This is a genomic window from Thiosulfativibrio zosterae, from assembly GCF_011398155.1.
Taxonomy (GTDB): domain Bacteria; phylum Pseudomonadota; class Gammaproteobacteria; order Thiomicrospirales; family Thiomicrospiraceae; genus Thiosulfativibrio; species Thiosulfativibrio zosterae.
The window spans coordinates 885,974-907,868 of the sequence record NZ_AP021888.1 but is presented as its reverse complement, the minus strand read 5'-3'; the positions used below and the strand labels follow the sequence as shown (position 1 = coordinate 907,868).

Below are 21,895 nucleotides of genomic sequence, written 5' to 3'. Positions count from 1 at the left end.
CTTTAGGGCAGCACAATAGCGTTATTTATTCTGCTTTAACTTTTTCAGGTGTTAGACCCACTTCTTCTAAAAAATGACGCAATTTAGTAATTTCTGGCTTATCGGCTAATTCGTGACCGTGGTGTGGTAATCCTAAAGTCAACTCGTGCTCATAGATGCGAATGTGCGCACGGTTATTGTTACCCACACTAATTTGAGCACCAAAATGCTCTAGCGTATGTTTAAGTTTGGTCCAATCGACATTGGTTGCGATGGGGTGAGCAAACACTTTTTCAATAATAGCAACATGCTTGTGGCTCATAATTTTCTCCTTTGATTTTTGAGCAAAAACGCTTAATTCTACGCCACTTTTTTGCGTTTGTCACAATCTCAAACGCTTGAGGCGGTTGCTTTATGTGCTTGAGCAGCTTCTAGGCGCTCTAAAGTGCCGATATCGCTCCAGTAGCCTTCAAACACTTCGCCCGTTATCAAACCTTTTGACATGGCTTGGCGCAAAATGGGGGCTAAAGGGTATTTGCCATTCGGCAAGCCTTTAAATAAATCAGGATGCAAAATACTGATACCCGAAAAGGTCCATTTTCCTTCTGGCAAAACCTGATGGTTCGCTAAACCAAAATCGCCTTGAGCTTTAAAACTGGGGGTTGGCACCAGCACTAAATGCCCTAATTTTCCGGGTTCTAACGAATGCGTTAATAAACGACGCAAGTCAAAATCGCTGAACACATCCCCATTGACCACCACAAAAGGCTCAACGCCATCGCTTAACAAAGGCAAGGCTTGAACAATTCCGCCTGCCGTTTCTAAACCGCCCTCTGGCTCGGGGGAATATTGAATGGCACAACCATAGGAGTGTCCATCACCTAAGGCGGCTTCAATTTTATGCCCCAACCAAGCATGATTAATGACCACCTCACAGCCTTCAAGCTTGCGCAAATGATGCGCAATTAAGGAAAAGCCTGCAACTTCAACCAAGGGCTTGGGCAAGTCATCGGTGATGGGACGCAAACGCTCGCCGCGTCCGGCGGCTAAAATCATCACTTTCATGGTTTTAGATTATCCATCGCTGGCAAGACTCGGTTTTCAACGAGTTTAGCCAAATCCTTTAACTCGGAATAAGCACTGGCTTGTTCCACTATATAACTTAAGGTGGTGGGAATATCCTTTAAATAACCGTCTTTACCATCTCGGTGATACAAGCGCGCAAAAATACCCGCGGCTTTTAAGTGGCGCTGCACGCCCATAAAGTCCATGGCTTTTACAAAGCCCTCCCATTCATTTTTTAAAAACAAATGACCTTCACAGGCTTTTAAAAAGTAGGCGCGCTGCCATTCTTTGACCTGTTCTTCAGGCCACTTGATATAACAATCCCGAATCAACGACACCACATCATAGGTCACGCCTCCCCAAACCGCATCTTGAAAGTCCAAAATTCCGGGATTACGGCCAGTGTTGGCTTGTTCGGATGTCACCATTAAATTTCGGCTGTGGTAATCACGATGCACAAAATTTTGCGGCTGCTGTTGAGCACTTTTAATCAAATGGGTTTGCACACTCTGCCATGCTTGGGTTTCCAGCTTGCCAAGACTCAACTCTAGGTGACTTTGACAGAGCCAATCACTAAACAAGCTCATTTCATTTGTCAGCAAAGTTTCATGATACAGCGGTAAAGTTGCTTGATAAGCCTTGCCTTTTTGTTGCAAGGTAATCAAAGCATCAAACGCATCACTGTAATAACCATCCACCGTTTGCTCGTTTAACACCGATAAATAGGTGGTATTGCCCAAATCGCTCAACAACAAAAAGCCCAGGGTTAAATCTTGTGCCAAAACTTGCGGCACATTAAGCCCCATGGCATGTAATTGTTCACTGACCCGAATAAAGGGTTTACAGTCTTCATGGCTTGGCGGCGCATCCATAATGATGTAACTGTGGCGTTGCCCAGTTTGGGTGTGGCTAGCCACTTCACAGCGAAAATAACGCCGAAAGCTGGCATCGCTGGATGCCGCAACGGGCTGTGAATAGGTTTGATTTTTAAGCGGTTCGCAAGTGGCTAACCAATCACACATTCGTTCAAATCTTTCGGTCATGAAGCGTCCAAGTCAGGTAAAATAAAGAGTTTGCATAATTCATGATTTAGGTGGTAATGTCAATTCTCGCTCGGAAATTTTTTCCAAAAACAGCTCACCTTAGCCACTTAATCGCTTCGATAGTCTTAATCGGACTGTTACCTGACGCCAGTGTTCTGGCCGCTGAAGCGCAAAATTTGGACTGTTTACCCGATTGGATTGCTGAACCACTCGATGTGCCCCCCAACCCAAATACCCAACAAAAACCCAAAAGTACCCTAGAAGCCAATCAACTGACACAACCCGATGCACTGACCTACGAAGTGACCGGAAAAGTGCGCTTAAAACAACCAGGCCTGGTGGTTTTAAGCGACTTTGCACGCATTCAACGCCAAACGCAACAAGCCAATCTTTGGGGGCAAGTGGTGATTTATAGCGAAGATGTGATGTTCACGGCAGAATCCGCTGAACTTAATCAAACGGCTAAAACAGCACAAGCGCAACAGGTGCAATATCAGTTTATGGATAGCCGAGCCCATGGTCGTGCGCAAGCCTTAACGCTTGACCAAACACAAGAACGCATACAACTCAGCGATGCCAGCTACACCACCTGTCGGCTTAACCCCTATGAGTGGCAAGTGCGTGCTCATCAAGCAGACTCTCGCCAAGCCTCTGGCGAAAAGTTAGATTGGGAATTAGATTTTTCCGACTTAGACATTAACAACCTAGAACGCCGTATTTACGGTTACAACACCCTGCTGTATTTTCAAACGGTGCCAATTTTTTACACACCCTACATCAGTTTTCCAATGGACGAGCGTGCTTCAGGCCTTTTGTTTCCGGTGTTTGGTTCTCGCCAGCCGCTGGGCCAAGACACCCCCGAAAGTTATTTTGCATTACCCTATTACATCAACCTAGCTCCTAATGCCGACGACACCCTCACCCTGATCAAAATGCAAGACCGTGGCTGGGTTGTCGACAACGAATTGCGTTATTTAAACCCTTACGGTCAAATTGATTTAACCTTGACCGGCTTAAACGACCAACTAACCCAGCGCGATGGCTTGGCGTCAATTAATAGCAGTGGCATAGTGAGTTATGGTGAATCCCAAGCCGAGCGCTGGCGTGGTAAATTAGTCACCACGCAAAACTGGGGGCATGGTCTGAGTGGTGATGTACTGTGGCACGAGGTGTCGGATAAGTTATTTTTTAACGACATCCCTGTGGAAACCACCTTGCGCAACCTCACACAAACCGAACGCCATGTAAATTTAAACTTTACTCAAGGACATTTTAATGGCCAATTGAGCCTACTGAGCTATTTGCAACTGCGCCAAGATGCCGCTTATAACTACGAAAAACGCCCCGAGCTCACTCTGAACTATGCCGACAGCTTGCCCGAGCAGTTAGAGACTTTCAGTTATGACTTAACCGCCCAAACCACCGAGTTTGAGATTCCGCTCGAAGGCCATACCAAACCCGAAGGCCGACGCAGTCTTTTAAAACCCAGCTTGCGCTATGACACACAACGCTCGTATGGCAGACTTTCGGCTCAAGCGGTTGCCAATAAGGTGCATTACAACTTACAAAACACTGCCTACAACACCACTGGCACAGAAGAATTGGATATCACTGTACCACAATTTGCAGTGCATGGTGGTTTGGTGTTTGAGCGGGATTTTAGCCTAGCCAATCGCAATTGGGTGCAAACCCTTGAACCCGAAGTGCAATATCTGTATGTGCCCTATCAAGATCAATCCAATATTCCGTTGTTTGATACGGCGGCACAAAGTCTGGATTTTTCAAACCTCTTCAGTCTGAATCGTTTCAGTGGTTATGACCGCATTGGCGATACCAACCAAGTGTCTGCCGCGCTCACCACAAAATTTTTTACCGAGCAAGGTGAGCCGGTTGCCGAAGCGGGACTGGGGCAAATTTTTTATCTAGCTGACCGCCAAGTGCAACTGAGCGGAAACACGGTGGATACCGATCGCGTTTCGGATTATTTTGTCAAACTGGGCAGCACTTTGGGGCCATTAACGCTCTATTCCACCAGCCAATATAACAAAGACAACTATGAGCTTACCAATGCCAACAACCGCTTAAAGTTAGACTTTACGCCCCGCTTCAAGTTGCTACTCACCAATGCCGTAACCAACTACAATCAAGCCGGTGAAAAAGAAACCCTGGCTGCAGGGATCAACTGGCAAATCAATTCTCGCTGGACGCTGGGAAGTTATTGGAACTATGATTTCACCCTAGAACAAAAAACCGAAGTGCAACACGCTTTGCGGTACGACAGTTGTTGTTGGGCGTCCGAACTGTCAGTTCAAGAGACACAACTCACCAATGGACTGTATAATTACAGCATTCAATATGTCATAGAGCTCAAAGGACTCAGCTCTGTCGGCACAACCTTTACCGATTACCTAAACAATAAGTTGAACTTTTAAATGATGAACATTCGCCCTTTCACCCCATTTTTACTGCGTTCTTTAAGCGTTTCTGCAGTTGTTTTAAGCGGTATTTTTAACCAGGCCTGGTCAAATTCAAGCGATTTAAAGGCTAATTTAATCCCACTAGATGGGATTGCCGCCATCGTTGATGACAGCATTATTCTCAAATCCGAGCTGCAAATCCGCACTCAAGAAGCCGAAAAAGAATTAGCCGCGCGCAATATTTTGATTCAAGACTATCAACAACTGACCTTAAAGGTTCTGGACAATTTAATCTTAGAAAAAATTCAAGATGAACGCATTCAACAACTGGGGCTGAGCGTATCAGACGAAGAAGTGTTTGACCAACTGCAAGACATTGCCGAACAAAACAAACTCAGCTTGGCGGAACTTAGAGATAAACTCAATCTGCAAGAATCCGATGGTTTTAGCAAAGTGCGTGAAAAAATTCGCCAACAAATGCTGATGCAAAAACTCCGTGAAGTGGAGGTTATCTCAAAAACTCAAGTCACCGAAGGTGAAATTGATAACTACCTACAGCGCCTACAATTACAAAACAGCAACTTGCAATATCACCTACAACACATCATGGTGAGCTTGCCAGAAAATGCCACGCCCGAACAACGCAAACAAGTGGAAGCCAAAGCCCAAGACCTGCTAAACCGTTTACAACAGGGTGAAGATTTTACGCAATTAGCGGTGCGCTACTCTAATGGAAATAAAGCTTTAGAAGGCGGCGATTTGGGCTGGCTGACTTCGGAAGAAATTCCCACCTTTTTTGTCGATACGGTTGAGCAACTCGCAGTGGGTCAAGTTAGCCAACTGATTCGCAGCCCTTTAGGCTTTCACATTCTCAAGTTGAAAGAAACCAAAGACAAAGATGCCACCATCGTTACGCAATATGATGTGCATAAATTTATCATCTTATCGGATGACGCCTTGCAAAAAGCCACTCCGCCATCTGCATTAAAACAAGTGGCTCAGCAAATGAACAGCTTAGCAAAATTTCAAGAACTCAATCAACGCTATTCTGACATCCCTGCGTCGGTTAACCAAAATGGTCACCTAGGCTGGATGACTGCTGCGGAACTGTCTAATGCCGATGAAAAAGCCATTCAGAGTTTAACGAACATTCCAGGGGCTGCAGATCCTTTTGCCACCGAGCAAGGCTGGGTTATTTTGTATGTCGATGCCACGCGTCAGACAGACATATCCTTGAAAAACAAACGCCAACAAGCCATGCTGGCACTGCGCCAACAGAAAGCCAATGAGTCTTATGAGATTTGGTTGCGTCGTTTAAAAGAAGAATCCATGATTGAAAATCGTATTACCCATCCTTTGGCAGATACGCCGCAAGAAAGCATTGAAGGCAGCCTATAAATGAGTGTTCAATTCAAACAAATACCTCGTTTAGCAATTACCCTAGGCGAGCCTGCGGGCATAGGCGCAGAACAAATTGTCCAACTGGCGCAAACGCCTTGGGACATTGAATGGGTTGTGATTGGCAATGCCGCGTTAATCCAACAACGCGCTACCGATTTAAACTTGCCCATTCAAATTCAATACTATCAAACAGATGCCTTGCCCTCTGCCAACTTGTTAGGCCAAGTCAAAGTGATTGATATTGACCTACCGCAACCGGTGATTGCTGGTCAGCTCAATGTCGCCAACGCTGGGTTTGTGATTCAACTGCTGGACCGAGCGATTGCCGGATGCATGAGCGGTGAATTTGATGGTATGGTGACCGGCGCCGTGCACAAAGGCATCATTAATGAAGCCGGCCTAAAATTCACAGGACACACCGAATATCTCGCCGAAAAATCGCGCACTGACCAGGTTGTCATGATGTTGGCAACACCGGGTTTGCGTGTGCCTTTAGCAACCACCCATTTACCCTTACGCGCGATTCCTGATGCCATTACGCCTGAACTTCTAGAGAAAGTCATCACCATCACCTATGACAGCTTGCAACAACAATTTGGCATTGCTAACCCAGTCATTTATATTGCAGGGCTTAATCCACATGCAGGTGAAGACGGCCATTTGGGCAGGGAAGAAATCGATGTGATGATTCCTGTGATTCAAAAGCTCAAGCAGCGCATGCCAAATCTCATTGGTCCTTTACCGGCAGATACTATGTTTACCCAAGATAAACTCAAAAAAGGCGATGCGTTTTTGGCCATGTATCACGACCAAGGGTTACCCGTTTTAAAACACTTGGGCTTTGGACAAGCGGTCAATGTCACCTTGGGATTACCTTTCATTCGTACTTCGGTGGATCATGGCACGGCACTGGATATTGCCGGTAAAGGCATTTGCACAGACACCAGTTTTAGATATGCCATTCAAGTGGCCTGCGATATGTTAACCGGCAAAACACAGGAAACCCCTCATGTCTAAACACCAACACAAAAAAGAGTTTGGACAAAACTTTCTAAACAACCCGCGCATTATTCAACAAATCGTTGCCCACATTGCCCCCAAACCTGATCAACATTTGGTTGAAATTGGCCCAGGTGAAGCGGCTTTAACCGCACCTCTGTTAGACAAGGTTCGCAAACTCGATATTATTGAAATTGATAACGATTTAATTGGCCCGTTGACTAAACGCTTTGCACAACACCCTGCTTTTTTCTTACATCATGCGGATGCCCTGTCGTTTAATTATGCCTCTCTGTTAGATCCGAATGAAACTCAAATTCGCGTGGTGGGCAATTTGCCCTACAATATTTCCAGCCCATTATTGTTTCACTTATTAGACTCTGCTGCGCAAATTCAAGACATGCACTTTATGTTGCAAAAAGAAGTGGTCGAGCGCATTACTGCGGCACCTGGCTCTAAAACCTATGGTCGTTTGAGTGTCATGCTGCAATACAGCTGCCTTACTGAGTTTTTGTTTGAAGTGGGCCCAGAAAACTTCACCCCCCCGCCCAAAGTCGATTCAGCCATCGTTAGGCTCACGCCCTACAAAACTCGCCCTTTTGTGGCGAACAACGAAAAAGACTTCCAAGACTTGGTGCGCCAAGCCTTCAGCCAAAAGCGCAAAACCTTGCGCAATAATTTAAAAGGTTGGTTAGACGAAACGCAAATCACTGCTTGTGGCATCGACCCAGGCATTCGTGCCGAGCGCCTGACTGTGGAAGATTTTGTTAACCTAACCAACCGCTATACGGCAGAGAAGCTCTAATGGCAACCTATGTGATTGGCGACTTACAAGGCTGTTATGATGAGTTGCAACAACTCCTCAGCCTTATCAACTATCAACCTGAGCAAGATGAACTGTGGTTTGCCGGTGATATAGTTAATCGCGGCCCCAAGTCTTTGGATTGCTTAAGATTTGTTAAAAACTTAGGTTCTAAAGGCAAGATGGTACTTGGCAATCACGACTTTCATTTACTAGCGGCTTATAGCGGTGTTGAAAAATTTCTGTCTAAATCAGATACCCTAACAGACATTATCAATGCGCCAGATGTCCATGAACTGATGGATTGGCTGCGCCAACAACCTCTTATGGTACGCCATGAGTTTTTACCTTTGGTGATGGTGCATGCCGGTATTCCACCGCAGTGGACGATTTCGCAAGCCCAAAATTTAGCCGATGAAGTCCAAAAAAGTCTTCAGGCGGATGACTGGCAAGATCAATTACGCCATCATCTATTTGGCAGCGAACCAACCCTGTGGCAAGAAAGCCTAACGGGCTGGGACAGATTGCGTTACATCGTCAATGCCTTTGCCAGAATGCGCTATTGCTCGGCAGATGGTGAATTAGAGTTTAGCCAAAAGGGCAAACCTGAGAACAACGCTAGCCACTTTCAGCCGTGGTTTACTTGGCCACACCGCAAAAATAAAACCGCCGAAATTTTCTTCGGTCATTGGTCTACTTTAGGGGCAATTGATGCCTATAATATCCACACCACCGATACAGGATGTCTTTGGGGTGGCAAGTTGACGGCCTATTGCCTAGACTCAAAAATGCGTCATACCATTGATTGTCCGCAAGCTTGCCAACCCAAAAAGGCAAAATCGTCATAACCCAACTTTGAGATAGGCACCCACAACGCATGGATCAAGCAGAAAACGACACTTCACCCTCAACCCCAACCGCAGCTGAAATGCTGACACGCTTGAGAGCGGTTGATACCGGTATATTTGATATTAAATCCCTAGCGGATCAACTCAAGGGCAAACACGCTTGGATATTTGTTTTAACCATGCCGGTTTCGGCTATCTTTTTGGTCACCGTGACCCTGTTAGGCACTTTTTTAACCGGTTATTTTGTGGCCAGTTTTTTAGTGGCCGCATTGTTGTTGTTTATTGTTGGCAAAATGCTCGATCAATTTGAAAAGCGCTTTTTTTATCAAGCCAGAATCACCGTGATGCAACGCATTCAAGAAACCGAAGGCGACTATGGCTTAATTCCGCATTTCAAAGATTTTTTACCCGCAAAATACCGCCACCTGTGGCAATCTTTACGCAAAGGGCGCTACCAATATATTGACCAATATATTGCGGCCATCACCCTATTACAACACAAGTTAGAAGACGATAAGTTCACTCGGATTTGGGAAATTCGCCACCCAGAATTAGCCAGTGATGAAGATGAAGATGAGGTTTGACCATGCTACAACAAAAACTACAAGAAGCCATGCAAGCCATTTATGGACATAAAATTCCTGAAATACCCGAAGAAATCTTGCGCCTAGAAAAAGAGCTTCAAAGCAAATTCCCTAACATTATTCAAATCGCCAATATTATTGAACAAAATGCGACCTTATCAGGTGAGGTGATCAAAATTATCAACTCGCCGATTATGAAACTCAAACTCAACTCGCCGATTAAATCTATCAGAGATGCGGTGAAGGTTTTGGGGTTAGACAATATTTATAATCTAGTGGTCGCTTCAGCGCTAAAAAAACTCTTTAGCGATAAAGGTTTGCATAAAGACATTATGGATCACAGTGTCGATGTGGCTTTTTGTATGGCAGAATTATCAGAGTTTGTGCATGGCATTACGCGAGATGAAGCCTACATGCTGGGACTCTTCCATAATGTGGGTGCTTTAATGCTCGCAGGCATTAATCCAAAAGCCTTCGGACCGCTTTTTACCAGCTCATTAAGTTTGCCCAAAACCATTCTTCAAAAAGAAGCCAGCTTATTTAGAACCGACCATGCCATGGTTGGCGTTTTGATTACCAAAAAATGGCATCTTCCGTCCACCATGATTCATGCGATTATGCTCCACCACAATGAAAGCTGTGAACGCATTAAAAATGACGAAGTTAGAGCCATGGTGGGTATGTTAAAAGTGGCGAATGCCGTGGTTTCGGAAATTTCTTTAGGTGCTTATAGTGGCGTTGAAATGAAAGAATACCAGCAAGATGGCATCAAAGAATTAATGCTGCAACAAGAAGACTTAAAGATGGTTAGAACTGCTTTAATGACCAACTCAGTAAAGGTTTAACTTTAAATTGATAAAGCACTGTGCGTGAGAAAAGTCTGGCTTGGGTTTGACTTGAATTAATATTTAGTTTGAATATAGCGTTTAAATTGCGCTATTTCAGTTCTTAAATTTTGTAATTGCCCAACCAAAGAGCTGTCATCAGCTTTAGGGGCTTCGACTGTCACCGCGTGTTTACCTTTTGCCAAACGCGCTTTGGCACCTGGAATGGTAAAACCTTGATCATGCAATAATGAACGAATTTCTATCACCAACTCAATATCCTTGCGTTGATAATAACGGCGAGTGCTGCGTTTGACTGGCTCTAGTTGATCAAAAACTTGTTCCCAATAACGCAAAACATGCGCTTTTAAATCGCATATTTCGCTGACTTCACCAATGGTGAAATATTTTTTATCAGGAATATCAATCTCAAGCTGTTTAGCTGAGGAAATTGAAGTGTTTTTTGGATTAGCCATGGTTATCTATTTGAGCACGCAATTTTTGACCAGGCTTAAATGTTACCACTCTTCGAGCAGAAATGGGAACATCTTCACCGGTTCTTGGATTACGACCTGGACGAGAGGACTTATCTCTGAGTTCAAAGTTGCCAAAACCAGACAATTTAATTTGTTCGCCTTTGGTCAGGACTCTGCCCATTTCTTCAAAAAACTGTTCAACCACCTCTTTTGATTCACGCTTGTTAAAGCCAAAAGTATCGGTTAAAGATTGCGCAATTTCTGCTTTGGTTAAGGCCATCTCTATTTCCCTCTTTATTATCTTAATCTTGCTTGTACTTTTTGCGCCGCCAAATCAATAATTTGAGCGACCAAGGCTTCTACTTCTTCATCCTGCAAGGTACGCTCGGTATGCTGAATTTTCAAAGTTAATGCAATACTCTTTTGATGAGGCTCTATGCCTTGTCCACGGTAGATATCAAACAATTCCACCCCTTGCAAAATGCTGGATTCAACGGACTCAACCGCATCAAATAACGCTTGGACTGGCAACTCCCCATCGACCACAAACGCCAGATCACGCTGTACTTCTGGGAATTTTGAAATGGCATTCGCAGAAGGCACCAATTTTGTAGACAAAGCATCCAAACGAATTTCAAATAAAAATACCTTGCCAGAGACCCCTGTGAGTTTTGCGTGTTTGGGGTGTAACTGCCCCATAAAGCCAACGGTTTTACCGTCTAACTGTATGGCTGCCGATTGACCGGGATGAAAAATGGTATATTCATGGGGAACAAAACGCACACGATTTTGTAAATGGCTCATACCCAACAAGGTTTCAACATCACCTTTTAGGTCATAAAAATCCACGACTCTTGGCTCGGTCACCGCCCAACTATTGGGTGTTTTAGAACCAACAATCGCACCACCCAACACCGGAACTTGCTGAACTTGGCCATCTATTTGAACAAACGTTAAACCCGACTCAAAAATACGCACACGGTTTTGTTGACGATTTTGGTTATAAGCAATGGTATTTAAAAACCCAGGGAATAAGGTGGTGCGCATCGCCTTCATGTCATCAGAGATTGGGTTTTGTAAACACACATAGGGCAACTCAGGTAATAACACCGCTTGCTTGGCTTCTTCAACAAAGCTATAAGTGACCACTTCATGATAACCACGCTGCACTAAAGCTTGTTTTAGGCCATACAACTCTTGCTCAGACTCAGGTAAGCTAGGCAAACGCACAGGGGCTTCAACAGGCGTTTCTGGTAGGTTGTTATAGCCATAAATACGGCCTACTTCTTCAATCAAATCGGCTTCAATCGCCATATCAAAACGGTAAGATGGTGGCGTCATTAACCAACCATCAGCTTGGTTTTCAATGCTAAAACCTAAGCGTTTAAAAATACTTTCAACCTGATCATTGGCAATGTATGCACCCAATAATTTCACTATGCGCTCAGGACGCAAGGCGATCGGCTTAACTTGCGGCAATAATTCAGCGGAAATCTGGGCATTCACCTCAGAAACCTGACCACCAGCAATCTTGGTAAACAACGCCAATGCACGCGCTAACGCACGCTCGGGTAACTGTGCATCTACACCTCGTTCAAAACGATGCGAAGAGTCCGTGTGCAAACCATAAGCACGGGCTTTACCCACAACACTTAATGGAGTGAAATGTGCACACTCAAAGAAAATCGCTTGGGTTGTGTCTGAAACCGCAGAATGCAATCCGCCCATCACCCCTGCTAAAGCCAAAGGCCCGTTGTCATCGGCAATAATCAAGGTATCGTCGGTTAAGGTCAGTTCTTTTTCATCCAAAGTGATGAGCTTTTCACCCGCAACGGCTTTGCGAACTTGAATCGCGCCTGTTAATTTAGCCAAGTCAAAAGCGTGCATTGGTTGACCCAATTCCAACAAGACATAATTGGTAATATCGACCATCAAATTCTTAGGATTTAAACCACCGCGTTGCAGGCGTTGTTGCATCCATTTTGGTGTGTTGGCTTGAGTGTCGAATCCTGTTACCACGCATCCTAAATACTTAGGACACAAGGCAGGCTCTTGTACCTTAATCTCTACCGAACAAGCACCTTGCTGGGCAACCATCATGTTTTCAAAGGGTTGTTGCCAAGCAATATTGGCAACGGCAGCCACATCACGCGCAATGCCTTCCACACTTAAACAATCCGCACGGTTAGGGGTTAAATCCACTTCCAAAACCGTGTCATTCAAATTTAAATAGTCACGAACATCCATACCAATCGGGGCATCGTTTGGCAACACATGTAAGCCATCAACGCCATCGTCAGGCAATCCCAGTTCACTTGCTCCACACAACATACCATTAGAAGACACACCGCGTAATTTGGCTTTTTTGATTTGGAAATCACCCGGTAAAGTCGCCCCAACCATGGCACAACAGGCCTTCATGCCTGCAACCACATTTTTGGCACCACATACGATTTGTACTGGTTCACCCTGACCAACATCCACTTGGGTCACATTCAACTTATCTGCGTCTGGGTGTTTTTCAACCGATAATACATGCCCGACCACCACATTATTAAAGGCTGGCGCAACTGGCTCAATGCCATCCACTTCTAAACCGGCAAGACTTAACTCTTCTGCCAATCTGTTTGAATCCCAATCCGGATTCGTCCACTCTCTTAACCAATTTTCACTTAATTTCATATCAAATTCTCACCAGGCCTGGTTGTTTTTAGACCGTTTTTCGACCCTTTTGGGTTTATTTAAATTGCTTGAGGAACCGTAAATCGTTCTCGAAAAATTGACGCAAATCTTTTACGCCATAACGCAACATGGCAAGGCGCTCAACGCCCAAACCAAAGGCTAGGCCGGTATATTTTTCGGAATCGACATCAACATTTTTTAGGACATTTGGATGCACCATGCCGCACCCTAAAACTTCAATCCAACGGCCATCGCCAAATAAATCTGTGGCAATATCCACTTCTGCAGACGGCTCGGTAAACGGGAAATAAGAGGGTCTAAAGCGCACTTTTAAATTGTCGTCTTCAAAGAATTGACGCAAGAATTCAATTATCAACGCACGCAATTGCGCAAAACTGGCGTTCTCTTCAATAATCAAACCTTCAACCTGATGAAACATTGGGGTATGGGTTTGGTCAGAGTCACAACGGTAAACGCGACCTGGCGCTATAATGCGCATGGCCCCTTTGCGTTCTTCCATGGTGCGAATCTGTACACCTGAAGTATGTGTTCTAAGTACCGTTGATTCATCAAAATAAAAAGTATCGTGCATGGCACGCGCAGGATGGGTTTCTGGAATATTGAGGGCTTCAAAGTTGTGCCAATCATCTTCAATTTCTGGGCCGGTTTCAACATCAAACCCTGCCTTAGCAAAAATAGACTCAATACGACGCAAAGTGCGCGTCACCGGATGTAAGCCACCGATATCCAAATCACGACCTGGCAAGGTAATATCAATGCGCTCTTCGGCTAATTTTTTGGCCAACTCTGCATCATCTAGGGCACGCTTTTTATCGCCCAATGCGGTTTGCACCGTTTGCTTAGCATCATTAATCCATTGACCAACCTTAGGGCGTTCTTCATTTGAAAGCTTACCTAGGGTTTTCATCAGTTCGGTAAACTCACCCTTTTTGCCAAAGTATTGAATACGGATTTCGTCGAGGCTAGCCAACTCCGTGACCGAGTTAATCAGCGTCTGGGCTTGAGACACTATATCCTGCAGTTTTTGTTGCATGATCGTTAAGACCTTCTTTTTGAGTTAATTCTATGTTTAAAATTATTGACTTTTTGGCTGATCAGATTACTTAAATCATTAATTTTAAAAATAAAAAGGGGACTTGCGTCCCCTTAGTTTCAATACGAGATTGAATTAAGCTAAAGCTGCTTTCGCTTTTTCAACAATGGCAGCAAATGCTGCTGCATCATGAATCGCAATGTCAGATAAAACTTTACGGTCAACTTGTACGCCAGATTTTGTCAAACCATTGATAAAACGGCTATAAGTCATACCGTGCATACGAGTCGCAGCATTGATACGAGCAATCCATAATCTACGGAATTGTCTCTTTTTCGTTCTACGGTCACGGTATGCGTATTGACCTGCTTTAGTAACAGCTTGCTTAGCAACGCGGAAAATCTTACGACGCGCGTTGTAATAACCTTTTGCTAAGGCCAATACTTTGTTATGTCTTCTGCGCGCAATTACGCCTCTTTTAACTCTTGCCATCTTCTATCTCCTTAGCTGTATGGAAGCATGCGGCGAACCATTGCCACATCGTTATCGTGAATCATGCTCGCAGAACGAAGATGACGCTTACGCTTAGAAGACTTCTTGGTCAAGATATGACGAAGGTGTGATTGTTTGCATTTAAAACGGCCTGAGCCAGTTTTTTTAAAGCGCTTTTGAGCACTTTTATTTGTTTTCATCTTAGGCATTGCTAAAACTCCAATTTAGATACCGAGGTACCTAGTCAGTTTTGAAATATTTTTAAGCTTTTGTAAACTTAAAAACTTGGAACAATAAACAGCACTGAGTGAGCTGCACCAGTAATGGCGTTGGACGCCATCCTAGTTATTGTTTTTTTGGCATTTCGGCCTATTGATTAACCGGCATAAACCGGTTAAAAAATTTTGTAGCGACTCAAACTTTTTTCGTTGGAGCAACCATCATTTGCAGTGTGCGACCTTCCATTTTAGGCATTTGCTCTACCATGGCTGTGTCACCTAAATCTGCCTTAACGCGTTCTAGCATGTTCATACCCAAATCTTTATGGGTAATCTCACGCCCTCTGAACCAAATTGTGACTTTAACACGGTCACCATTTTCAAGGAACTTCATAACACTGCGAAGCTTAACTTGATAATCGGCATCTTCAGTTCCTGGACGGAATTTAACTTCCTTAACCTGAACTTGTTTTTGCTTTTTCTTAGCTTCTTGTTCTTTTTTCTGTTTCTGGAAACGGAATTTACCGTAATCCATAATCTTACAAACAGGAGGTACCGACTTCGCAGTAATCTCAACCAGGTCCAAGTTAGCAGCTTGGGCTCTTTGTAAAGCATCTTCGATAGACACGATACCGGCTTGCTCACCCGCTTCATCGATTAACCGCACTTCATGGGCGGTAATCATGTCGTTAATATTGTCTTTTGGGGTTTCTGGCTTTAGTGGTTTCCCACGACCTCTTCTTACTGCGATGGTATTATCCTCCTATGACTGAACAACACGCCCTAAATTGGCAATGTCATCCGTCAGTAAATTAATGATCTCGTCAAATGTAAAAGACCCTAGGTTTTCTCCACCTCTGGCACGAACATTAACGGCTCCGTTTTGCATCTCTTGATCCCCTACCACAAATACATAAGGTACTCGCGCTAAAGAATGTTGGCGAATTTTAAACCCAACCTTCTCATTTCTCAAGTCTGTTTCGACTCTAAACCCCTGTTTTTTCAATTTTTTTGCAAAATCGACCACATAATCACTGTGAACTTCTGCAATTGAAGCAATAACGACTTGCACAGGCGCTAACCAAGTTGGGAATTTGCCCTCATAATGTTCCACCAAAATACCTACAAAACGCTCTAACGAACCTAAAATGGCACGGTGAATCATCACAGGATGATGTTTTTCATTATCTTGACCAATATAAACCGCATTTAGGCGCTCAGCTTGAGTCATCGAGAAATCTAATTGAATGGTTCCACACTGCCACACACGCCCAATGCAGTCTTTTAATTGGAATTCAATCTTAGGGCCATAAAAAGCACCTTCGCCCGGCTGCAAAGTATAACTTAAGTTAGCGTCTTTTAAAGTTTGCTCAAGTGCCGCTTCTGCTAAATCCCAAACCTCATCTGAACCTACACGGTTTTCTGGGCGAGTTGAGAACTTAACCGCGATATTGTCAAAACCAAAGTCTTTGTAAGTGTTAAATACTAAATCGATACACCCTTGGACTTCTGCTTTAATTTGATCTTCTGTACAGAAAATATGAGCGTCATCTTGAGTGAACGAGCGCACACGCATCAAACCGTGCAAAGTTCCAGAAGGCTCATTACGGTGCACCAAACCAAATTCTGCTAAACGAATCGGTAAATCACGGTAGCTATTTAATTCACGGTTATACACCTGAATGTGTCCAGGGCAGTTCATGGGCTTAACGGCATAATCACGGTTGTCTGTGGCCGTAGTAAACATATTGTCTTTAAACTTGTCCCAGTGACCTGATTTTTCCCATAAAGAACGATCCATAATCAATGGGGTACGAATTTCTTGATAATCGTTTTCGCGCAACTGCTGGCGCATGTATTCTTCTACGACACGGAACAACACCGTACCTTTTGGATGCCAAAACGCCATACCCGGTGCTAATTCTTCAACATGGAACAAATCTAAAGATTTGCCAAGTTTACGATGGTCACGCTTTTCAGCTTCTTCCATCATCACTAAATATTCTTTTAATTCTTCTTTGGACGCAAACGCCACACCGTAGATACGCTGTAACATTTTATTGTCTGAATTACCGCGCCAATAGGCACCCGCAACATGGGTCAATTCAAAGGCTTTGATAAACCCCATATTTGGCAAATGTGGACCACGACACATATCAATGTATTCTTCGTGATGATAGAAACCAAATTGGGTTTCATCTGGCAAATCGGCAATCAATTCTAATTTGTAATCTTCGCCACGACTTTTGAAAGTTTCAATGGCTTCTGCGCGCGGGGTCATTTTTTTGATGACGGTATATTTGGTCTTGGCCAGCTCAGCCATACGTTTTTCGATTTTCTTTAAATCTTCTGGTGTGATTTTAATGTCTGAATCCACGTCATAATAAAAACCATTTTCAATGACTGGACCAATCGCCATTTTGACATTTGGATACAATTGTTTGAGCGCATGCCCCAATAAGTGAGCGCAAGTATGGCGCATAATGTGCAAACCATCGGCATCTTTCATGGTCACAATTTCTAACGACGCGTCGTCGGTGATTAAATCACAAGCATCCACTAACTGACCATTAACACGCCCGGCTACCGTTGCTTTTGCCAATCCCGTACCGATATCCGTAGCCACTTCCATTACTGAAACTGCTTGGGGAAATTCTCTTTTTGAACCATCTGGTAGGGTAATAACAGGCATTTTAATCACTCTTAATTGTTTAGTTTGTAGATAAAAAATATTTGGTAATTTTGAAAAAAATTAAGAAGAGAATTTTAGCACACGGACTTGACTATATATAAGATTATTCTGATAAAAAATGATTAACCAACAAAACCGGTTTCTTGCGCTTCACGAAGAGCGGACGCTAGTAAATCAACAAACTCATCTTCATTGAGCCCTGTTCGCTTTAAGATGGCTTGCATAGAGTCTGTTAAAACGGATTTTTCGGTGGTGACCAAACCATTGTAATAACCCAAGTAAAAAGCACCCGCCTCTGCTAATTGGGTCATGTAAGCCGCATTTTGATATTCTCGGTCAACCTTTACCGGAGAATGATGCCCTAAAACGCCCATCACAATGAGTTTTGAAAAGTGCCATTTACGAATCAACTGCGCACCAACGGCAGGATGTAGCACGCCAAAAACTGCCTTTTCTGCCCCCAAAAGTCGAGTGAGCTTATACATACTCATGTCTGACAACTCTTTAAAACCCTCGGGATGATAGAGCGCCATCATGTAAAGACCCACTTCATGCAGCAGCCCCATCATAAAAGCATCATAAGGGTCTACATGGAATTTAGGCGCTAACTTTCTGGCAATAAAAGCAGACACCAAACCATGTTGTAAAAAGGCATTTTTGTTAATACCTTGAGCGTCACCCAATAAGTCTCTAAAGTTTAACGCTACAATCATCACGCGAATATCAGTCACCCCCAAACGAGCAACCGCTTGAGAGACATCAGAAATCATAAAACCTGGACTGTAACGCGCTGAGTTCACCACCTGTAAAATACCCGCTGATAAACGCGGATCCATCATGACCAACTCAACCACTTCTTCAATGTGCGCGCCCTCTGGTTTTAGGACTAAACGATCAAATTCAGACAAGATATTTGAAAAAGAGGGCAAGCGTTTTAAGTCGCCCAAAGCATCAATCATTTGCGCGCTGGTGATTTTATAAGGTGCGTCATTACTCATAATTTATACAATTTCTCTAATCATTTTCAATTTAAGCCAAACCACAATTGACCGCATTATCATAAGCATCGGCAATTAACTCCTGATAAGTCGACTCTGACAATCCAAAAAAGTCCAATCCCTGCATAACCTGATCATTGAGCAAGTTATCTGCCCCCACTACGCCATTGGTAAGTCCATCACGATATGCCCCAAACTCCGACAAACCAGTTAAGAAGGCATAAGCCTGATATTTGCTATCCGACAACTCTGGCGCATGATGACCCGCTACGCCCATGACAATTTCAGAGGGAAACTTCCATTGCTGCAAAAGGCGTGCACCCAATATGGGATGAGCTGTTTGAAAATGGGTGTTTTCAATGGCCACTAAGTTTCTGGCCTCGCCCATGACTTGTAACATAACCGTTTTATAAGCTTCCCTATTTTCAGTCGACAATAGATAAATGCCAATGTCATGCATCAAACCACACAAAAAACCTTCACCTGGATTGATATGCAATTCTTTTGCCAAAGATTGACCGATAAAAGCCGCCAACATAGCGTGTTGCATAAACTCTTTTTCACTGAAAGGCGGTTTGGTTTTTATGGCAGACTTATAATTGATGGCATGCGCCATCATGCGCACATCTGAGGTACCGATGCGATTAACAGCCAATGTTAAATCAGCCACTTTAAAACCAGGAGAATATTTAGCAGAGTTCACCACACCTATCAAACCCGCCGCCAAGCGCGGATCTTGTGCGACGAGATGCGCAACGTCTTCTAAATGAACCGTTGTGTGAGAGGCTAACAGTTGCTCTAGCTTCATCAAGGCATTTGGAAAATGCGGCAAATCATCCAAACTGTGCAAACGCTCTAATATCGCGCGACTGACATTGGGTTTAACAACGATGTTTTCTGCAGCCACAAACATATCCTTTCAGGAATAAATAAGATTAGTACGCAATATTAATCATTCAATCGAATTTTCACAAGTTTTATAAATCGCCCAAAACAACTTTTGCAGCAACTCTACCACAACAAACATTGCAATTAATTAAGCTTTTCATCATAATAACGCTTGAATTGCCTAGGGGTGGTCGCAAGGCCTGAGACTTCTGTTTGAAGAACCCTATGAACCTGATCTGGTTAATACCAGCGTAGGGACAGGCAGATACGCTCCTACTGACTTTCATTAACAAGTCAAAACCGTGTCATCCTGTCCTTTTAATTTTTGATTAAAAGGAATCTTAAATGAAACTTACCCCTTTATCTTTTGCTCTCCTGGGCTTAATGTCTTCAGGCACGACTTTAGCCGCCGAACTTTCACCCGTTGTTGTCAATGCCGATTTTAGACCCGCCCAGATTGAAACAACTGCTTCTAGTATCAGCGTTATTGATCAAACCGATATTCAAAAGCGTGCGGCACAAAATTTACAAGATGTTCTCAACTTAGCCCCCAATGTCAATCTGGCTGGTGGCGGCAACCCAGCGCATTATTTTCAAATTCGTGGTATCGGAGAACGCGGACAATTTAATACACCGCTCAATCCTTCTGTCGGTTTAATGGTTGATGGCATCGATTACAGTCGACTTGGCGCAGCAGGCACTCTATTTGATGTTCAACAAGTTGAAGTTCTGCGTGGCCCGCAAGGCACACGCTTTGGTGCGAATGGCTTAGCAGGTGTGATTAATGTTAAAAGCAATGAGCCCACCAATGAACTGCAAGCCCACCTAGAAAGAACCATTGGTAACTACAACACTCAGTCAGAAGGCGTCGCCGTCAGCGGACCTTTAATAAAAGATACCTTGTTAGGGCGTTTAGCTGTTCAAAGATACACTTCTGATGGTTATATCAAAAATGATTACCTAAATCGTTCAGACACCCAAAACCAAGATGAGTTGACTGCCCGTGGAAAATTAAAGTGGTTGGTTAATGATGGCTTAACACTCGATTTAACGGTCTTACACATCAATCTCAATAATGGGTATGATGCTTTTAACTTTGAAAATGACGATTCAACCATTACCGATGAGCCAGGAAAAGATTCTTTAAAATCGAACGCCTTTGCCCTAAAGTCAACTTGGAAAATGAACCCCAAAGTTGTTTTAGAAAGTACCATTACTCAATCCGATTCTGAATCTTTATATAGTTATGACGACGACTGGACTTTCAATGGATTCGATGTCTATGGCTATTCTGCTAAAGACAATTACGCCAGAAGTCGTAAAAACCATTCATTTGAAATGCGCCTTTTGTCATCTGATTTAGGAAGAATTTTTAACAACAGCACTGACTGGGCAGCGGGTGTTTATTACTTAGCACAGGATGAACAGCTCTCAAGAACTTATCCCTATGTAGATTCCCCAACAGGTCAAGAATCAAACAAATACCTAACCAGCAACACAGCAGCTTACGGACAGCTTGATCATCATTTAAATGCAAAAACAACTTTAATTGGTGGCTTGAGAATTGAACAGTTCAATGCAAAATACAGCAATTCTTATGGTTTCAACAAAAGCACCTCTGAAACACTCTATGGCGGAAAACTAGGTGTTAACTATCAAATATCAACAGAACATCTTAGTTACCTAAGTCTTTCAAGGGGCTATAAAGCGGGCGGTGTAAACGATGACAGCTCCCTGCCTCAAGACAAGATTGCCTTTGATACCGAAACTCTGTGGAACCTAGAAGCTGGATTAAATTCCTCCCTGTTTAATAAAACACTCAAAACCCGTTTGAGTGTGTTTTATGCCCAGCGAAATGACCAACAGGTCAATAGTTCTTCAGCGACTGCAAATGACCCAACTGACTTTACCATTTATTTAGACAATGCCGCCCAGGGCGAAAACTATGGACTTGAGGGAGAAATGGATTGGTTAATCACACCAGAAGTTAAAATCCATAGCTCGTTAGGATTATTAAACTCCACATTTACCGACTACACCTATGTTGACCCTAACGATACAACCAACACAATTAATTTAAACGGTCGTGAACAAGCGCATGCGCCTTCTTACCAATATAGCGTTGGGGCAGAGTTTTATTTAGATGACCACTGGACAGCTGCAACCAATATCGAAGGGAAAGACGCCTTTTACTTTTCAAATAGTCACAACCAAAAATCTAAAGCATATAACCTAGTTAATGCCAATTTAGAGTATGCGCTTAAAAATTGGACCGTTAATTTATGGGCCAAAAATATTACCGACAACCGCTATGAAGTGCGTGGATACTACTTTGGCATAGACCCAAGAACCAACTACACAGCAGACCTTTACACCCAACAAGGCGCACCTAGAACCTTTGGTTTAACCGTTGCTTACGACTACTAAATCTTT

21 protein-coding genes and 1 riboswitch are annotated in these 21,895 nt (G+C 43.6%); of the genes, 8 read left to right on the top strand and 13 right to left on the bottom strand.

The window, feature by feature from the left end:
- Window positions 1-25 precede the first annotated feature (25 nt).
- The 3 genes from THMIRH_RS03890 to THMIRH_RS03880 all read right to left on the bottom strand — a co-directional run bounded on the left by THMIRH_RS03890 (window position 26) and on the right by THMIRH_RS03880 (window position 2,087).
- Window positions 26-301 (bottom strand): hypothetical protein, encoded by a 276-nt coding sequence (locus THMIRH_RS03890; RefSeq protein WP_173290858.1) that lies wholly within the window; start codon window positions 299-301, stop codon window positions 26-28.
- 68 nt (window positions 302-369) lie between these two features.
- Window positions 370-1,044, bottom strand: coding sequence for an N-acetylmuramate alpha-1-phosphate uridylyltransferase MurU (murU, locus tag THMIRH_RS03885; RefSeq protein WP_173290857.1), 675 nt, complete (start codon window positions 1,042-1,044; stop codon window positions 370-372).
- The gene (locus tag THMIRH_RS03880) at window positions 1,041-2,087 is read right to left on the bottom strand and encodes an aminoglycoside phosphotransferase family protein (RefSeq protein WP_173290856.1); all 1,047 of its coding nucleotides are present in this window, start codon (window positions 2,085-2,087) and stop codon (window positions 1,041-1,043) included. The genes murU and THMIRH_RS03880 overlap by 4 nt, the downstream gene beginning before the upstream one ends.
- 56 nt (window positions 2,088-2,143) lie before the next feature.
- On the opposite strand from THMIRH_RS03880, the gene THMIRH_RS03875 reads away from it, so the two are divergent.
- Genes THMIRH_RS03875 through THMIRH_RS03845 form a run of 7 tightly spaced genes read left to right on the top strand, consistent with a single transcriptional unit; the run spans window position 2,144 to window position 9,983 of the window.
- Window positions 2,144-4,519, top strand: coding sequence for an LPS-assembly protein LptD (locus THMIRH_RS03875; protein WP_173290855.1), 2,376 nt, complete (start codon window positions 2,144-2,146; stop codon window positions 4,517-4,519).
- Window positions 4,520-5,902 carry a peptidylprolyl isomerase gene (locus THMIRH_RS03870; RefSeq protein WP_243831497.1) on the top strand — a complete coding sequence of 461 codons (1,383 nt, stop codon included), beginning with the start codon at window positions 4,520-4,522 and terminating at the stop codon, window positions 5,900-5,902. It abuts the gene before it with no gap.
- Window positions 5,903-6,922 (top strand): 4-hydroxythreonine-4-phosphate dehydrogenase PdxA, encoded by a 1,020-nt coding sequence (gene pdxA / locus THMIRH_RS03865; protein WP_173290854.1) that lies wholly within the window; start codon window positions 5,903-5,905, stop codon window positions 6,920-6,922. It abuts the gene before it with no gap.
- Complete coding sequence (gene rsmA, locus THMIRH_RS03860; protein ID WP_173290853.1) at window positions 6,915-7,709, top strand: 16S rRNA (adenine(1518)-N(6)/adenine(1519)-N(6))-dimethyltransferase RsmA; 795 nt, start codon at window positions 6,915-6,917, stop codon at window positions 7,707-7,709. Before pdxA ends, rsmA begins: the two co-directional genes overlap by 8 nt.
- Window positions 7,709-8,554, top strand: a complete 846-nt coding sequence (locus tag THMIRH_RS03855; RefSeq protein ID WP_173290852.1) for a symmetrical bis(5'-nucleosyl)-tetraphosphatase — start codon at window positions 7,709-7,711, stop codon at window positions 8,552-8,554. Before rsmA ends, THMIRH_RS03855 begins: the two co-directional genes overlap by 1 nt.
- Before the next feature lie 29 nt (window positions 8,555-8,583).
- Entirely contained in the window at window positions 8,584-9,138 is a 555-nt protein-coding gene (locus THMIRH_RS03850) for a hypothetical protein (RefSeq protein WP_173290851.1), read from the top strand.
- Window positions 9,139-9,140: 2 nt separating this feature from the next.
- Window positions 9,141-9,983, top strand: a complete 843-nt coding sequence (locus tag THMIRH_RS03845) for an HDOD domain-containing protein (protein ID WP_173290850.1) — start codon at window positions 9,141-9,143, stop codon at window positions 9,981-9,983.
- Window positions 9,984-10,039: 56 nt separating this feature from the next.
- On the opposite strand, the gene THMIRH_RS03840 is transcribed toward THMIRH_RS03845, so the two are convergent.
- The 10 genes from THMIRH_RS03840 to THMIRH_RS03795 all read right to left on the bottom strand — a co-directional run bounded on the left by THMIRH_RS03840 (window position 10,040) and on the right by THMIRH_RS03795 (window position 19,481).
- Window positions 10,040-10,438, bottom strand: a complete 399-nt coding sequence (locus THMIRH_RS03840) for a MerR family transcriptional regulator (RefSeq protein WP_173290849.1) — start codon at window positions 10,436-10,438, stop codon at window positions 10,040-10,042.
- Entirely contained in the window at window positions 10,431-10,718 is a 288-nt protein-coding gene (locus tag THMIRH_RS03835) for an integration host factor subunit alpha (RefSeq protein ID WP_173290848.1), read from the bottom strand. The genes THMIRH_RS03840 and THMIRH_RS03835 overlap by 8 nt, the downstream gene beginning before the upstream one ends.
- A 17-nt stretch (window positions 10,719-10,735) precedes the next feature.
- Window positions 10,736-13,120: a phenylalanine--tRNA ligase subunit beta gene (gene pheT / locus THMIRH_RS03830; RefSeq protein WP_173290847.1), complete on the bottom strand. Its 2,385-nt coding sequence runs from the start codon at window positions 13,118-13,120 to the stop codon at window positions 10,736-10,738.
- A gap of 55 nt (window positions 13,121-13,175) precedes the next feature.
- Window positions 13,176-14,174, bottom strand: a complete 999-nt coding sequence (gene pheS / locus THMIRH_RS03825; protein WP_173290846.1) for a phenylalanine--tRNA ligase subunit alpha — start codon at window positions 14,172-14,174, stop codon at window positions 13,176-13,178.
- A gap of 135 nt (window positions 14,175-14,309) precedes the next feature.
- On the bottom strand, window positions 14,310-14,666 hold the full coding sequence (gene rplT, locus THMIRH_RS03820) for a 50S ribosomal protein L20 (protein WP_173290845.1): 357 nt from the start codon (window positions 14,664-14,666) through the stop codon (window positions 14,310-14,312).
- A gap of 11 nt (window positions 14,667-14,677) precedes the next feature.
- Entirely contained in the window at window positions 14,678-14,875 is a 198-nt protein-coding gene (gene rpmI / locus THMIRH_RS03815) for a 50S ribosomal protein L35 (RefSeq protein WP_173290844.1), read from the bottom strand.
- 205 nt (window positions 14,876-15,080) lie between these two features.
- Window positions 15,081-15,635, bottom strand: a complete 555-nt coding sequence (gene infC / locus THMIRH_RS03810) for a translation initiation factor IF-3 (protein WP_279585855.1) — start codon at window positions 15,633-15,635, stop codon at window positions 15,081-15,083.
- 12 nt (window positions 15,636-15,647) lie between these two features.
- On the bottom strand, window positions 15,648-17,576 hold the full coding sequence (thrS, locus tag THMIRH_RS03805) for a threonine--tRNA ligase (protein WP_173290842.1): 1,929 nt from the start codon (window positions 17,574-17,576) through the stop codon (window positions 15,648-15,650).
- A gap of 122 nt (window positions 17,577-17,698) precedes the next feature.
- Entirely contained in the window at window positions 17,699-18,574 is an 876-nt protein-coding gene (locus THMIRH_RS03800) for an HDOD domain-containing protein (protein ID WP_173290841.1), read from the bottom strand.
- Between the two features lie 31 nt (window positions 18,575-18,605).
- The gene (locus THMIRH_RS03795; protein ID WP_243831496.1) at window positions 18,606-19,481 is read right to left on the bottom strand and encodes an HDOD domain-containing protein; all 876 of its coding nucleotides are present in this window, start codon (window positions 19,479-19,481) and stop codon (window positions 18,606-18,608) included.
- A gap of 154 nt (window positions 19,482-19,635) precedes the next feature.
- A riboswitch (TPP riboswitch) is annotated at window positions 19,636-19,738 on the top strand.
- A 69-nt stretch (window positions 19,739-19,807) separates the two neighbouring features.
- Between THMIRH_RS03795 and THMIRH_RS03790 the strand changes: the two genes are divergently transcribed.
- Complete coding sequence (locus THMIRH_RS03790) at window positions 19,808-21,889, top strand: TonB-dependent receptor (protein ID WP_173290839.1); 2,082 nt, start codon at window positions 19,808-19,810, stop codon at window positions 21,887-21,889.
- Window positions 21,890-21,895: the final 6 nt, after the last annotated feature.

What these genes read in the sequence shown, in the direction of transcription:
- THMIRH_RS03890 (WP_173290858.1), bottom strand. Translation starts at nt 301, where the DNA reads ATGAGCCACAAGCATGTTGCTATTATTGAAAAAGTGTTTGCTCACCCC.
- murU (WP_173290857.1), bottom strand. Translation starts at nt 1,044, where the DNA reads ATGAAAGTGATGATTTTAGCCGCCGGACGCGGCGAGCGTTTGCGTCCC.
- THMIRH_RS03880 (WP_173290856.1), bottom strand. Translation starts at nt 2,087, where the DNA reads ATGACCGAAAGATTTGAACGAATGTGTGATTGGTTAGCCACTTGCGAA.
- THMIRH_RS03875 (WP_173290855.1), top strand. Translation starts at nt 2,144, where the DNA reads ATGTCAATTCTCGCTCGGAAATTTTTTCCAAAAACAGCTCACCTTAGC.
- THMIRH_RS03870 (WP_243831497.1), top strand. Translation starts at nt 4,520, where the DNA reads ATGATGAACATTCGCCCTTTCACCCCATTTTTACTGCGTTCTTTAAGC.
- pdxA (WP_173290854.1), top strand. Translation starts at nt 5,903, where the DNA reads ATGAGTGTTCAATTCAAACAAATACCTCGTTTAGCAATTACCCTAGGC.
- rsmA (WP_173290853.1), top strand. Translation starts at nt 6,915, where the DNA reads ATGTCTAAACACCAACACAAAAAAGAGTTTGGACAAAACTTTCTAAAC.
- THMIRH_RS03855 (WP_173290852.1), top strand. Translation starts at nt 7,709, where the DNA reads ATGGCAACCTATGTGATTGGCGACTTACAAGGCTGTTATGATGAGTTG.
- THMIRH_RS03850 (WP_173290851.1), top strand. Translation starts at nt 8,584, where the DNA reads ATGGATCAAGCAGAAAACGACACTTCACCCTCAACCCCAACCGCAGCT.
- THMIRH_RS03845 (WP_173290850.1), top strand. Translation starts at nt 9,141, where the DNA reads ATGCTACAACAAAAACTACAAGAAGCCATGCAAGCCATTTATGGACAT.
- THMIRH_RS03840 (WP_173290849.1), bottom strand. Translation starts at nt 10,438, where the DNA reads ATGGCTAATCCAAAAAACACTTCAATTTCCTCAGCTAAACAGCTTGAG.
- THMIRH_RS03835 (WP_173290848.1), bottom strand. Translation starts at nt 10,718, where the DNA reads ATGGCCTTAACCAAAGCAGAAATTGCGCAATCTTTAACCGATACTTTT.
- pheT (WP_173290847.1), bottom strand. Translation starts at nt 13,120, where the DNA reads ATGAAATTAAGTGAAAATTGGTTAAGAGAGTGGACGAATCCGGATTGG.
- pheS (WP_173290846.1), bottom strand. Translation starts at nt 14,174, where the DNA reads ATGCAACAAAAACTGCAGGATATAGTGTCTCAAGCCCAGACGCTGATT.
- rplT (WP_173290845.1), bottom strand. Translation starts at nt 14,666, where the DNA reads ATGGCAAGAGTTAAAAGAGGCGTAATTGCGCGCAGAAGACATAACAAA.
- rpmI (WP_173290844.1), bottom strand. Translation starts at nt 14,875, where the DNA reads ATGCCTAAGATGAAAACAAATAAAAGTGCTCAAAAGCGCTTTAAAAAA.
- thrS (WP_173290842.1), bottom strand. Translation starts at nt 17,576, where the DNA reads ATGCCTGTTATTACCCTACCAGATGGTTCAAAAAGAGAATTTCCCCAA.
- THMIRH_RS03800 (WP_173290841.1), bottom strand. Translation starts at nt 18,574, where the DNA reads ATGAGTAATGACGCACCTTATAAAATCACCAGCGCGCAAATGATTGAT.
- THMIRH_RS03790 (WP_173290839.1), top strand. Translation starts at nt 19,808, where the DNA reads ATGAAACTTACCCCTTTATCTTTTGCTCTCCTGGGCTTAATGTCTTCA.